This is a genomic window from Paraburkholderia sp. HP33-1 (assembly GCF_021390595.1).
GTDB lineage: Bacteria > Pseudomonadota > Gammaproteobacteria > Burkholderiales > Burkholderiaceae > Paraburkholderia.
This window is the reverse complement of the sequence record NZ_JAJEJR010000001.1, coordinates 461,882-475,532: the sequence shown is the minus strand read 5'-3', so window position 1 is coordinate 475,532 and position 13,651 is coordinate 461,882. Positions and strand designations below refer to the sequence as shown.

At 64.0% G+C, this 13,651-nt stretch carries 11 protein-coding genes; 3 read left to right on the top strand and 8 right to left on the bottom strand.

Annotated elements, in window-relative coordinates; genetic code table 11:
- Positions 1-4: 4 nt before the first annotated feature.
- The 7 genes from ubiB to L0U81_RS02165 all read right to left on the bottom strand — a co-directional run bounded on the left by ubiB (position 5) and on the right by L0U81_RS02165 (position 9,292).
- Entirely contained in the window at positions 5-1,582 is a 1,578-nt protein-coding gene (gene ubiB, locus L0U81_RS02195) for a ubiquinone biosynthesis regulatory protein kinase UbiB (protein WP_233799956.1), read from the bottom strand.
- Positions 1,583-1,597: 15 nt separating this feature from the next.
- On the bottom strand, positions 1,598-2,242 hold the full coding sequence (locus tag L0U81_RS02190) for a ubiquinone biosynthesis accessory factor UbiJ (protein ID WP_233799955.1): 645 nt from the start codon (positions 2,240-2,242) through the stop codon (positions 1,598-1,600).
- Positions 2,243-2,416: 174 nt separating this feature from the next.
- The gene (locus L0U81_RS02185; RefSeq protein ID WP_233799954.1) at positions 2,417-3,415 is read right to left on the bottom strand and encodes a Tim44 domain-containing protein; all 999 of its coding nucleotides are present in this window, start codon (positions 3,413-3,415) and stop codon (positions 2,417-2,419) included.
- Between the two features lie 37 nt (positions 3,416-3,452).
- Positions 3,453-4,184 carry a bifunctional demethylmenaquinone methyltransferase/2-methoxy-6-polyprenyl-1,4-benzoquinol methylase UbiE gene (ubiE, locus tag L0U81_RS02180; protein ID WP_233799953.1) on the bottom strand — a complete coding sequence of 244 codons (732 nt, stop codon included), beginning with the start codon at positions 4,182-4,184 and terminating at the stop codon, positions 3,453-3,455.
- 66 nt (positions 4,185-4,250) lie between these two features.
- Positions 4,251-4,664: a gamma-butyrobetaine hydroxylase-like domain-containing protein gene (locus L0U81_RS02175; RefSeq protein ID WP_233799952.1), complete on the bottom strand. Its 414-nt coding sequence runs from the start codon at positions 4,662-4,664 to the stop codon at positions 4,251-4,253.
- A 95-nt stretch (positions 4,665-4,759) separates the two neighbouring features.
- Positions 4,760-5,188, bottom strand: a complete 429-nt coding sequence (locus L0U81_RS02170; RefSeq protein WP_233799951.1) for an HIT family protein — start codon at positions 5,186-5,188, stop codon at positions 4,760-4,762.
- A 33-nt stretch (positions 5,189-5,221) separates the two neighbouring features.
- Complete coding sequence (locus tag L0U81_RS02165) at positions 5,222-9,292, bottom strand: DUF3683 domain-containing protein (RefSeq protein WP_233799950.1); 4,071 nt, start codon at positions 9,290-9,292, stop codon at positions 5,222-5,224.
- Positions 9,293-9,739: 447 nt separating this feature from the next.
- Here L0U81_RS02165 and ilvA point away from each other — a divergent pair, with 447 nt between their 5' ends.
- From ilvA to queF, 3 genes are read left to right on the top strand one after another with little or no spacing between them, the layout of a single operon-like run.
- Positions 9,740-11,362, top strand: a complete 1,623-nt coding sequence (ilvA, locus tag L0U81_RS02160; protein ID WP_267956382.1) for a threonine ammonia-lyase, biosynthetic — start codon at positions 9,740-9,742, stop codon at positions 11,360-11,362.
- A 22-nt stretch (positions 11,363-11,384) separates the two neighbouring features.
- Positions 11,385-12,287 (top strand): 5'-nucleotidase, encoded by a 903-nt coding sequence (locus L0U81_RS02155; protein ID WP_233799948.1) that lies wholly within the window; start codon positions 11,385-11,387, stop codon positions 12,285-12,287.
- On the top strand, positions 12,284-13,108 hold the full coding sequence (queF, locus tag L0U81_RS02150; RefSeq protein ID WP_233799947.1) for an NADPH-dependent 7-cyano-7-deazaguanine reductase QueF: 825 nt from the start codon (positions 12,284-12,286) through the stop codon (positions 13,106-13,108). The genes L0U81_RS02155 and queF overlap by 4 nt, the downstream gene beginning before the upstream one ends.
- Before the next feature lie 97 nt (positions 13,109-13,205).
- On the opposite strand, the gene L0U81_RS02145 is transcribed toward queF, so the two are convergent.
- Complete coding sequence (locus L0U81_RS02145) at positions 13,206-13,592, bottom strand: RidA family protein (protein WP_008923846.1); 387 nt, start codon at positions 13,590-13,592, stop codon at positions 13,206-13,208.
- Between the last annotated feature and the right edge of the window lie 59 nt (positions 13,593-13,651).

The window sequence follows — 13,651 nt, the reverse complement described above, 5'->3', positions numbered from 1 at the left end:
GAATTTATCCCCCATAAGCCAGCGCCAGAAACGCCCGCGCTAGCATCGCGCCGACGCCGACCGCCACACCGAACAACAGCAGGCCTTGCAACAGACGGTTAGTACGCTTCTGCTCGAGCAGGATCTGGCGGATCACGTCGTCGTTCGCGCCGCCGACACGATGATGACGCTCGGCCAGCATGTTATGGACGAGGCGCGGCAACTGCGGCAGCGTCTTGCTCCACTGCGGCGCCTCGATCTTCAGACGCTCGTACCAGCCGCGCAAGCCGATCTGCTCGTTCATCCAGCGCTCGAGGTAGGGCTTCGCGGTCTTCCACAGGTCCAGTTCGGGATCGAGCGAACGGCCGAGGCCTTCCACGTTCAGCATCGTCTTTTGCAGCAGTACGAGCTGCGGCTGGATCTCGACGTTGAAGCGCCGCGACGTCGAGAACAGCCGCATCAGCACCTGGCCGAGGGAAATGTCCTTCAGCGCGCGATCGAAGTACGGTTCACAGACCGCGCGGATCGCGCTTTCGAGCTCCTCGACTCGCGTGGTCGGCGGGACCCAGCCCGACTCCAGATGCAGCGTCGCGACGCGATGGTAGTCGCGCTTGAAGAACGCGAGGAAATTCTGCGCGAGGTAGTTTTTGTCGAAGTCCGACAGCGCGCCGATGATGCCGAAGTCGAGCGCGATATACCGGCCGAAGTGCGCGGGATCGAGGCTCACCTGGATATTGCCGGGGTGCATGTCGGCGTGGAAAAAGCCGTCGCGGAACACCTGTGTGAAGAAAATCTCGACACCCTCGCGCGCGAGCTTCGGAATGTCGACGCCCGCCACGCGCAACGTATCGACCTGGCTGATCGGCACACCGACCATGCGCTCCATCACCAGCACCGTGGGCGTGCAGAACTCCCAGTACATCTCGGGCACGAGCAGCAGATCGAGCCCGTGGAAGTTGCGCCGCAACTGGCTGCCGTTAGCGGCTTCGCGCATCAGGTCGAGTTCGTCGTGCAGGTACTTGTCGAATTCGGCGACCACCTCGCGCGGCTTCAGGCGCTTGCCGTCGGCCCACAGACGTTCAGCCCACACGGCGATGTCGCGCAACAGCGCGAGGTCGGAATCGATCACCGGCAACATGTTCGGGCGCAGCACCTTGACCGCGACCGACTTGCCTGCATGCTGGCCGGCCTTCACCTTCGCGAAGTGCACCTGCGCGATCGATGCGCTCGCGACCGGCACCCGTTCGAACTCGTCGAACAGCACGTCGACCGGTGCGCCGAGCGACTTCTCGACGAGCGCGATCGCGACCGCCGAATCGAACGGCGGTACCTGGTCCTGCAGCTTCGCGAGTTCATTGGCAATGTCGACCGGCAGCAGATCGCGGCGCGTGGACAGCACCTGGCCGAACTTGACGAAGATCGGCCCGAGGCTTTCGAGCGCGAGCCGCAAGCGCACGCCCGGCGGCGCCTCGAACTTGCGGCCGAGCGTCGTGATACGCAGCAGCAGACGCACGCGCCGGTCGTTGATGCGGCTCAGCATCATTTCATCGAGGCCGAAGCGGATGACCGTAAAAAATATCTTGAGAAAACGCAGAAAACGCATGACTGGGCCCGTTGACTAGCGCGTGCCGCGCGACGTGGCGGCGCCGCCCGGCGCATGCGCGCCGCGGGCTTCGACCTTCTGTTCGAGACGCTCGACGCGTTTCTCGACGCGCGCGAGCGAATCGCGCGCGCGCGCCAGCTCGACGTTGAAGTCCGCGAGCGCGGTGCGGCGCACCAGTTGCGGATTCTCGTCGAGCAGATACTCGGCGGCGGTGTCGAGCAGGTTACGACCGGTGCGCTGCACATGCTCGCCGACCGAGCGCACGAGCGACGTGACGCGCCACGCGGGTCCATCGCCGATAAGCCTGGCGAGATCTTCCTCCGGCTCCCAGCGCAGATGCTCGGCGAGCTTCGCGATCACGGTCGCGAACTCAGCGTCACCCTCGATCTTCACGTGCTTCATCACCGCGGCCTGGCCACCTTGCAGGAAGGCCGGCAGTGCGTCGGACGGCACCGAGATCGTCACGTCGAACTGATGCGCATCGGCTTCGTCGAGCGTGCCGAGGTAACCATCGGGCTGCACGAGCAGCGCGAGCACAACCGGCGGACATGATAGGCGAGCGGTCTTGCCCGCGTACGGGGCGAGGCGCTCACGAGCCCACGATTCGCGGGCGAGCAGATGATTGACAGCAGCAGCGAAGGGCTTGGCGGCGAGGGTCATCGAAAGTGGCAAGAAAAAACCCGCGCGAGCGAGGTGCTTGCGCGGGTTCCCATTGTAACGTCCGTTCGCTTCGCGGCCTTCTATGCCGAACGGCCTAAGCCATGCGCAAAGTCAGGAATCGCTCTGCCGCGGCCCGCACTATTCGAGCCAAACCCGACCTGAGTCTTCGGCATGTCAATGCTGCTCCACCTGCTGGATGCCGGCAAGCAGCCAGCCTTCGCCGGCGCGGTTCGACTTCGACAGGTTCCACACTTCGACGAACGGCTCGGCCGCCGCGCCCGGTTGCTCGCGAATCAGACCGGAGAAGCGCACGCTCGCGAAGTGTTCGTTCGCGCGCTCCTCGACGCCGAGCAACTCGGCGTTCAGCTGCACGACGTCGGTCTGGTTCGGCTGCGTGCCGCGCGACGCGAGATCGACGCGCACTTCGGCGAACATTTCCGGCGTCGTGAATTCGCGGATGTCCTCGATATTGCCGACGTCCCACGCAGCCTGCAGACGCACGAAGTACACCTTCGCGTTGCGCAGGAACGCTTCCGAATCGAAGCCGGTCGGCACCGACGGCGCCGCGCCGAGCGACGGCGTGGTCAACGGATTGCCTAGCGGCTCGAGATACGCGCCAGTGGGCGGCGCAGTGTAACGCGGCTCCTGTATATAGTCGGTGGCGTTCGTGTTCAGCGACGGCGCCGTGCCCGCATACGCCGGCTGCGAGCTCGCGCGCTTGCGACCGGTGAAGCGGCGGATCAGCCAGATCACGACCATCGCGATCAACGCGATCACGATCACGTTGGCGAGCATGCCGGCGAATGCTTCGCCAAGCCCGAAATGCGAAAGCAACGCGGCAATGCCGAGACCGGCCGCGAGACCGGCGATCGGCCCGAGCCAGCGATTGCGGTTCGGCGCGGCGGGCGGCGTGGGCGTGGTGGCGGGTGTAGGTTGCGCGCGCTGCTGAGTCGCCTGGTTGTTCTGCGCTGGCTGTGACGGCGACGGTGTCTGGCTCTGCTGCACGCTGTTCGATTGACGGCCGAAACTGCGGCCGCCGCCCAGGCGGCGTGCTTCGGCGTCGAGGGAGGCAAGGGTGCCGGCCATCAACAGACCGACCATCGCGATCAGTCCGACTCTTCTCGCCAGCGACACCTTAACTTTACGAGTAGATAACAAATTCGAATCGGACATTTCACGCTTTCCTTTAAAAATCGATGGGTTAGGAACCCTAGTACTTGGTCCCCACATGTAAAGCTACCACGCCAGCTGACAAATTGTAATATTTGACGCCATCGAGACCAGCTTGTTCCATCATTGTTTTCAAAGTTTCCTGGTCCGGATGCATGCGGATCGATTCCGCCAGGTACTGATAGCTCTCCGCGTCCTTGGCGAAGCGCTCGCCGAGCCACGGCAGCACCTTGAACGAATACACATCGTAGACCTTCTTCAGCGGATCCCAGACCTTCGAGAACTCCAGCACGAGCAGGCGCCCGGCCGGCTTCAGCACGCGCCGCATCTCGGCGAGCGCGATGTCCTTGTGGGTCATGTTGCGCAGGCCGAACGCGACTGTCACGACGTCGAAGTAGTTGTCCGGAAACGGAATTTTCTCGGCATCGCAGAGCAGCGTCGGCGTGATGATGCCCTTGTCGAGCAGCCGGTCGCGGCCCACCCGCAGCATCGATTCATTGATGTCGGTATGCCAGACCTCGCCCGTCTCGCCCGCCTGTTTCGCGAACGCCTTCGACAGGTCGCCCGTGCCGCCCGCGATGTCGAGCACCTTGTAGCCCGGCCGCACGTTCGCCTGGGCGATCGTGAAGATCTTCCACGCCCGGTGCAATCCGCCCGACATCAGGTCGTTCATCAGGTCGTAGTTCGCGGCCACCGAGTGGAACACCCCCGCCACTTTCTGCGCCTTGTCCTGTTCGTCGACCGATTGAAAGCCGAAGTGGGTTTTGCTCATCGCGCTCGTCCTTTCGCGTGTTCTTGAATGTTGCGCCGCTCGAGCGGCGTTCGGGGGCGAATCGTATCAGTGACAGTGCCCGTGCGCAGCAGCGGCAGGCACCATCGGTGTATCGCGGTCGAGGCCGGCCGCTGCCAGTCTGGCGAGATACGCGCGCCAGAGTTCATCCTGACGCACAGCCATGTCGTACAGCAGGTCCCACGAGTAGATGCCGGTGGAGTGTCCATCGGAGAAGGTCGGCTGCAGCGCGTAGTTGCCGACGCCTTCGATCATCGTGATCGTGACCTCGCGCTTGCCGGTCTGCAGCGTTTCCTGGCCGGGCCCGTGGCCCGCCACTTCCGCCGACGGCGAATACACGCGCAGCAACTCGAACGGCAGGCGATACGCTTCGCCGTTCGCGTACTGCAGTTCGAGCACGCGCGACTTCGAATGCACGACCACGCCGGTCGGCACTGGAGTCTCGGGAGTCAATCCGCTCATGTTGGCCTCATCAGATAACGGCGGGTGGTAACGACGGTCAGCCGCCCGGTGCGCCGGCTCGGGTCCGGCGACACGGGCGACGGATTCAGCGACGCTCAGCCCAGCGCCTGTTCGATTTCCTGCCGCACCGCTTCGCGCAGCAGCGTGGCGTGCGCGCGACGCGACGACAGCATCGCTTCAGACACCGTGCGCTGGCGCGGCGCCCAGATTGGCAGGGGGAAATGCGCGTCGTTCGAGAAACGCGGAATCACGTGCCAGTGCACGTGCGGCACCTGGTTGCCGAGGCTCGCGAGATTGACCTTGGCGGGCTGCATCACGCGCCGCAGCGCGCGCTCGACCGCGTACACGGCCTTCATCACGTGATCGCGCTCACCGTCCGAAAGATCTGAAAACTCGGCGACGTGTGCGTTCCAGATGACCCGGCAAAATCCCGGGTAATCGTGTTCGTCGGTGAGGACGACGCGCAACGAGTCGTCCTGCCACAGCACATCGCCGCCGTCTTCACGGCAAAAAACGCAGTCCATCGTCGTCCTCGGCAAAAATCGTTTGTCGTGCCATTAAACCAGCACGCGCTCGATTCCGCCATTGTTCGCCCGTTGAACGTAGTCCGCCATCCAGTTTTCGCCGAGCACATGGCGTGCCATCTCGACCACGATGTAGTCCGCCTCGGTACCCGCGTCTTCGTTGTAGCGCGACAGCCCTTGCAGGCACGACGGGCAGCTCGTGAGGATCTTCACGTCGGTTGCGCCGTTCGGCGCCGCCGCGGCGCCGGCCGATGCATTGGCCGGGTTGATCGCGTTCGCGCCCGCTTCGGCGACGAGCGGAGCGCCGCCCGGCGGGATGCCTCGCAGCTTCGCCGCGCCCTTGCGGATTTCCTCTTCCTTGCGGAAGCGCACCTGCGTGGAAATGTCGGGACGCGTGACCGCGAGCGTGCCCGATTCGCCGCAGCAGCGATCGTTCTTCTCGATCTTGTAGCCGTCCTTCTCCGAGCCCATCAGCTGATTGACGAGCTTGACCGGATCCATCGTCTTGATCGGCGAATGGCACGGGTCGTGGTACATGTAGCGCACGCCGTTCACGCCGTCGAGCTTGATGCCCTTCTCGAGCAGATACTCGTGAATGTCGACGATCCGGCAGCCCGGGAAAATCTTCTCGAATTCATACCCGGCGAGCTGGTCGTAGCACGTGCCACAGGACACCACGACCGTTTTGATGTCGAGGTAGTTCAGCGTGTTTGCCACGCGGTGGAACAGCACGCGGTTGTCGGTGACGATCTGCTCGGCCTTGTCGTACTGGCCCGAGCCGCGCTGCGGATAGCCGCAGCACAGGTAGCCCGGCGGCAGCACGGTCTGCACGCCCGCCTCCCACAGCATCGCCTGGGTCGCGAGACCGACCTGCGAGAACAGTCGCTCGGAGCCGCAGCCCGGGAAGTAGAACACCGCTTCGGTATCGGCGGTGGTCGTCTTCGGATTGCGGATGATCGGGACGATCTTGTTGTCCTCGATATCGAGCAACGCGCGCGCGGTCTTTTTCGGCAGGTTGCCCGGCATCTTCTTGTTCATGAAGTGGATCACCTGCTCGGTGATCACCGGCTTGCCGACCGTGGCAGGCGGATGCGCGGTCTGCTTCTTCGCGAACTTCTTCAGCACCTCGTTGCCGAGACGCTGCGCCTTGTAGCCGACACCCATCATCGCGGTGCGCGCGAGATTGATGGTCTGCGGGTTGGTCGCATTCAGGAAGAACATGCCCGCCGCGTTGCCCGCGTTGAACTTCTTCTTGCCCATCTTGCGCAGCAGGTTGCGCATGTTCATCGTCACGTCACCGAAGTCGATCTTCACCGGGCACGGCGTCACGCACTTGTGGCAGACCGTGCAGTGATCGGCGACGTCGTTGAATTCGTCCCAGTGCTTGATCGACACGCCGCGGCGCGTCTGCTCTTCGTACAGGAACGCCTCGACCAGCAGCGACGTGGCGAGAATCTTGTTGCGCGGGCTGTACAGCAGGTTTGCACGCGGCACGTGCGTCGCGCAGACGGGCTTGCACTTGCCGCAGCGCAGGCAGTCCTTGATCGATTCGGAGATCGCGCCGATATCGGACTGCTGCATGATCAGCGATTCGTAGCCCATCAGGCCGAAGCTCGGCGTGTACGCGTTGCGCAGGTCCGCGCCTTCGAGCAGCTTGCCGGCGTTGAAGCGGCCATGCGGATCGACGCGCTGCTTGTACTTGCGGAATTCACCGATCTCGTCGTCGGTCAGGAATTCGAGCTTCGTGATGCCGATGCCGTGCTCGCCGGAGATCACGCCGTCGAGCGAACGCGCGAGCTTCATGATGCGCGCGACCGCAACGTGCGCGTCCTGCAGCATCTCGTAGTTGTCGGAGTTGACCGGCAGGTTCGTGTGGACGTTGCCGTCGCCCGCGTGCATGTGCAGGGCGACGAACACGCGGCCGCGCAGCACCTTCTTGTGGATCGCCTGGGCTTCGTCGAGGATCGGCTTGAACTCGCCGCCGTTGAAAATCTGCCGCAATTCGGCGCGGATTTCCTGCTTCCACGACACGCGAATCGTGCGGTCCTGCGCAAGGTGGAACACCGTCGCGTCGGGTTGTGCGTCGACGCGATCGGCGAACCTCTCGGCGAGCGATTCGTAGCCGAGGCCGACCAGATAGTGCTGCGCCTCGCGCAGCGACAGGTCGAGCTTGTCGCGCACGAACTCCCAGCGCGTGCGCACGCGCGCGAGCAGATCGAGCGCCTGCTGTACGCGGTCTTCGAGCAGTTCGGCGCTCGGGATCTCGTTCGCGTCGTCACTCTTGCCGAGCGGCAGCTTGCCGCCCTTGAAGAACGCTTCGAGCGCGTCGACCAGTTGCAGCTTGTTCTTCAGCGACAGCTCGATGTTGATGCGCTCGATGCCGTCCGTGTACTCGCCCATGCGGTCGAGCGGAATCACGACGTCTTCGTTGATCTTGAACGCGTTGGTGTGCTTCGCGATCGCGGCGGTGCGGCTGCGGTCGAGCCAGAAGCGCTTGCGGGCCTCGGCGCTCACGGCGACGAATCCCTCGCCGCTCTTGCCGTTGGCCATGCGCACGACTTCCGACGTGGCCTGCGCGACCGCGTCCGCATCATTGCCGACGATGTCGCCGATCAGCACCATCTTCGGAAACGCGTTGCGCTTGCTCTTGGTCGCATAGCCGACCGCGCGCAGATAGCGCTCGTCCAGATGCTCGAGGCCGGCCAGAATCGCGCCGCCCTGGCGCGAGGTCTCGAACAGATAGTCCTTGATTTCGACGATGCTCGGAATCGCCTCGCGCGCCTGGCCGAAGAACTCGAGACACACGGTGCGCGTATGCGCGGGCATCTTGTGCAGCACCCAGCGCGCGGACGTGATGAGCCCGTCGCAGCCTTCCTTCTGCACGCCCGGCAGGCCGGCGAGGAATTTGTCGGTGACGTCCTTGCCGAGGCCTTCCTTACGGAACACACGGCCTTTGATGTCCAGCGCTTCGGTGCGCAACAGCTTTTCGCCCGGCGCGTAGTTGCCGTCGAACCACTTCAGCTCGAACCGCGCGACTTCGATGTCGTGGATTTTGCCCATGTTGTGCTCGAGACGCGTGACTTCGAGCCAGTTCCCTTCCGGGTCGACCATGCGCCACCACGCGAGGTTGTCGAGCGCCGTGCCCCACAGCACCGCCTTCTTGCCGCCCGCGTTCATCGCGACGTTGCCGCCGACGCAGGACGCGTCGAGCGAGGTCGGGTCGACCGCGAACACGAAGCCGGCCTGCTCGGCCGCCTCGGTCACGCGGCGCGTGACGACGCCCGCGCCCGAGAAAATCGTCGCGACCTTGCGATCGACACCCGGCAGGTCGGTCATCTCGACCGGACCGAGCTGTTCGAGCTTTTCGGTGTTGATGACGGCCGAGAACGGTGTGAGCGGCACCGCGCCGCCCGTGTAGCCGGTACCGCCCCCGCGCGGAATCACGGTCAGGCCGAGTTCGAAGCAGGCCTTGACCATGCCAGCGATCTCGGCTTCCGAGTCCGGCGTCAGCACGACAAACGGGTATTCGACGCGCCAGTCGGTCGCGTCGGTCACGTGCGCGACGCGCGACAGGCCGTCGAACTTGATGTTGTCCTTCTGTGTGACCTTGCCGAGCACGCGCGTGGCGCGGCGGCGCAGGTCGTAGGTCTGCTGGAATTCGCTGGCGAATTCGTCGATCGCGCGACGCGCGGCCTGCACGAGCTTTTCGACGCGCGCGGCGCGATCGACGCCGGCTTCGTCGCCGTGTTCGCGCAAATCGGCGCGGCGGCGCTTCTCGATTTCCGCGAGACGGTGATTGAGCGCTTCGATCAGGAGCGCGCGGCGCTTCGGGTTGTCGAGCAGGTCGTCCTGCAGATACGGATTGCGGCGCACGACCCAGATATCGCCGAGCACTTCATACAGCATGCGCGCCGAGCGGCCGGTGCGGCGTTCGGCACGCAGCTCGGCGAGCGCATCCCACGCGGCATTGCCGAGCAGGCGGATGACGATTTCGCGGTCCGAGAACGACGTGTAGTTATAGGGAATTTCGCGCAGACGCGCTTCGGGATCGGCGGCCACCGCAGCGGCGGCGCCGTGCGGATCGAAAACTTGAGGTGCGTTCATGTTTGGACGACTCGGTAGGTCAGCCTGGCGCGCTCGTCACGAGGCGTCGGCGGACAATGCGCGTGGGGCGCAATGCTTGAAATCTTCTAGGGCTTCCAGGGGAGCGAGCACGACCGGCGGTCAACTCACGGCGGTCGCTTCGCGGCACTCAGAGACAGCTACACGATCGCGCGTGGCGGACATGCCGCTCCGCCGCGGGGCAGGATTCGCGCGGGACGGGCATCAAATGGGCGATCCGAGGCTGCCAGTGCATCTTCCGATCCTTATATTCCAAAACGAAATTCTACCGCATCATTCCGCCGCGCGTTGACGGCGGGAATCGGGGCGGCAGCGAGAGTTCGCCGGTTTTGAACACGATTCCGGGGGCGTTTCGCATCCCGTCGATTGACCGACCGGACGGTTCGGCGAAACTCGATCACGCGATTCCAAAGCGGCCGGGGCAAAGGCATGGCACCTTCCCGCGGAATACGCGCAGCGGCCAGAGCGGGCACCGTTGGCGCTATCATTGATGCTTTCCCGTCTTACACAGCGCACCGCGCTACCCGCATGGCTTCCCACGACTACCTGAAAAAGACCCTGACCGCGCGCGTCTACGACGTGGCGCGGGAGACCGAACTCGAACGCGCGCCGAACCTGTCGGCGCGGCTGCGCAATCCGGTCTATCTGAAGCGCGAGGACAACCAGCCGGTGTTCTCGTTCAAGCTGCGCGGCGCGTACAACAAGATGGCGCATATTCCGGCCGAGGCGCTCGGACGCGGCGTGATCACCGCGTCGGCGGGCAATCATGCGCAGGGTGTGGCGTTGTCGGCGGCACGCATGGGCGTGAAGGCGATCATCGTCGTGCCGGTGACGACGCCGCAACTCAAGGTCGACGCGATCCGCACGCACGGCGGCCCGACTGTCGAGGTCGTGCAGTTCGGTGAGTCGTACAGCGATGCCTATGGCCACGCGGTCAAGCTGCAGGAAGAACGCGGCCTGACCTTCGTGCATCCGTTTGATGACCCCTACGTGATCGCCGGCCAGGGCACGGTGGCAATGGAAATCCTCAGCCAGCACCAGGGCCCGATTCACGCGATCTTCGTGCCGATCGGCGGCGGGGGTCTCGCAGCCGGTGTCGCTGCGTACGTGAAATCGGTGCGCCCCGAGATCAAGGTGATCGGCGTGCAGACCGATGACTCGTGTGCGATGGCGGCATCGCTGAAGGCAGGCGAGCGTGTGACGCTGAACGAAGTGGGCCTGTTCTCCGACGGCACCGCGGTGAAACTCGTGGGCGAAGAAACCTTCCGCCTGTGCAGCGAATATCTCGACGAAGTGCTGCTCGTGAATACCGATGCCCTGTGCGCCGCGATCAAGGACGTGTTCCAGGACACGCGCAGCGTGCTCGAACCCGCAGGCTCGCTCGCGGTGGCCGGCGCCAAGCAGTACGCCGAGCGGGAAGGCATCGAGAATCAGACGCTGATCGCGATCACGTCGGGCGCGAACATGAACTTCGACCGCATGCGCTTCGTCGCTGAACGCGCCGAAGTGGGTGAAGCGCGTGAGGCCGTATTCGCGGTGACGATTCCCGAAGAGCGCGGCAGCTTCAAGCGCTTCTGCGAACTGGTCGGCACGCGCAGCGTCACCGAATTCAACTACCGGATTGCCGACGCGAACTCGGCGCATATCTTCGTCGGCGTGCAGATCCGCAATCGCAGCGAATCGGCGCAGATCGCCGGCGCATTCGAAGCGCACGGCTTCGCCACCGTCGACCTGACCTTCGACGAGCTGTCGAAGCAGCATATCCGCTACATGGTCGGGGGCCGCTCGCCGCTCGCGCGCGATGAACGTCTGTTTCGCTTCGAGTTTCCGGAGCGTCCGGGTGCGCTGATGAAGTTCCTGTCGTCGATGGCGCCGAACTGGAACATCAGCCTGTTCCACTATCGCAATCAGGGCGCGGACTACAGCTCGATTCTGGTTGGGATTCAGGTGCCCGAGAGCGACCACAATGCCTTCGAGCGCTTTATCGAAACGCTCGGCTACCCATGCTGGGAAGAAACGAAAAACCCGGTCTACCGCCTCTTCCTCGCCTGATCTCTCCGGACAGAACGCAACGATGGCGCTTTCGCTTGCCGACAAACTGGTGGTCGCAATCTCGTCGCGCGCGCTGTTCGACTTCGAGGAGGAGAACAGCGTCTACGAGGCCGGCGATCTGAAGGCCTATGAAGCGTTGCAGCGCGAACGCCTGAACGTGCCCGCGAAACCGGGCGTCGCGTTTGCGCTGATCCGCAAGCTGCTCGCGCTGAACGCCGGCGGTCATCGCGTCGAAGTGGTGATCCTGTCGCGCAGCGATCCGATCAGCGGCCTGCGCGCGTTTCATTCGTGCCGCGAACACGGGCTCGCGATCGAGCGCGGTGTATTCACGCGCGGCCGCGCACCGTTCAGTTATCTGAAACCGCTGAACGCGTCGCTGTTTTTGTCGGCGAATCAGCAGGACGTGCGCGACGCACTCGCCGCCGGTTTCCCGGCCGCACGCGTATTGCCGGAATCGGCGAAAATGGCGAGCAAGTACCCGGACGAAATCCGCATCGCGTTCGACGGCGACGCGGTCCTGTTTTCCGACGAAGCGGAACGCATCTTCCAGAAGGACGGCTTGCGCGCGTTCGTCGGTCACGAGATCGACAACAAGCACTTGCCGCTCGCGGACGGTCCGCTGAAGCCGCTGCTCGAAGCACTGCACCGGCTGCAGAAACTCGCGGACGCGGCCGCGCCGATGCGCATTCGCACGGCCTTGGTCACCGCGCGCTCGGCGCCCGCGCACGAGCGCGCGATCCGCACCCTGATGGCATGGAACATCGAAATCGACGAAGCGATGTTCCTCGGCGGCCTCGACAAGAGCGCATTTTTGCGCGAGTTCGAGCCCGACTTTTTCTTCGACGACCAGATCGGCCACTGCGAATCGGCCCGTGTCGTAACGGCGACCGGGCACGTGCTGAGTGGCATCGTGAACGCATCATGACACCCGAACAATCTCCGCTCGGTAAGTCCTCGACTTACTCCGAACAATACGATCCGACATTGCTGTTTCCGATTGCGCGCAGCAATGCGCGCGAGGCGATCGGCATTACCGCGCGACTGCCGTTTTTCGGCACCGACATCTGGAACGCCTACGAACTGTCGTGGCTCAACACGCGCGGCAAGCCGCAGATCGCGGTCGCGACGTTCTTCGTGCCGGCCGACTCGCCGAACATCGTCGAATCGAAGTCGTTCAAGCTCTATCTCGGCTCGTTCGCGCAGACCGCTTTCGAGTCCACCGAAAGCGTGCGCGACACGATCAAGCGCGACGTGTCCGCATCGTGCGGCGCGACGGTATCGGTGCACCTGAGCACACCGCACGATTTCGGCAAGCTGAAAATGGAAGAGTTCGACGGCCTGTCGCTGGACCGGCTCGATCTCGAGGCGAGCATCTATCAGCCGGACGCGTCACTCTTGAGCGCCGCGCACGACGAAGCGCCGGTCGAGGAAACGCTGTTCTCGAATCTGCTGAAGTCGAACTGCCCGGTGACCGGTCAGCCGGACTGGGGCAGCGTGCAGATCCACTACACCGGCCCGCAGATCGATCACGCAGGCCTGTTGCGCTACATCATCTCGTACCGCAATCACACCGGCTTTCACGAGCAATGCGTCGAGCGGATCTTCGTCGACGTCATGAAGATGTGCAAGCCGCTGAAGCTCGCGGTGTACGCGCGTTATACGCGCCGCGGCGGGCTCGACATCAATCCGTTCCGCACCAACTACAACCTGCCGATGCCGGACAACATGCGACTTGCGCGGCAGTAACGCGCACGCACGAGAAAACACAGCGGTAAACGCGACGAGGGCGCCGCAAGCCATCACAGGCTGCGGCGCCCTCGCCACATAAAAGCCGTCAAAGCAATCAGGCCGCCGGCTTCTTATAAGCGACGCAATCCACCTCGACCTTGCAGTCGATCACCATCGACGACACGACGCACGCGCGCGCCGGCGGATTCTCGCCAAAGTACTCGCGAAATACCTTGTTGAACGATGCGAAGTCGCGCGGATCGTCGAGCCACACGCCGCAACGCACGACGTGCTCGGCGCCATAGCCCGCTTCCTTCAGGATCGCGAACACGTTCTGGATCGCCTTGTGCGATTGCTCGACGATGCCGCCGTTGATCACTTCGCCGTTTTCCATCGGCGTCTGGCCAGACACGAACAGCCAGCCGTCCGCCTCGACCGCACGCGCAAACGGCATCACCTGACCGCCCGTTCCCTTTCCGCCTTCCACGCCATATCGCTTCATCGTCACACTCCTTAAAAAGTCGGGCACGCGCGGCGCTCTCGCCGCGCGTGCCGCCATCA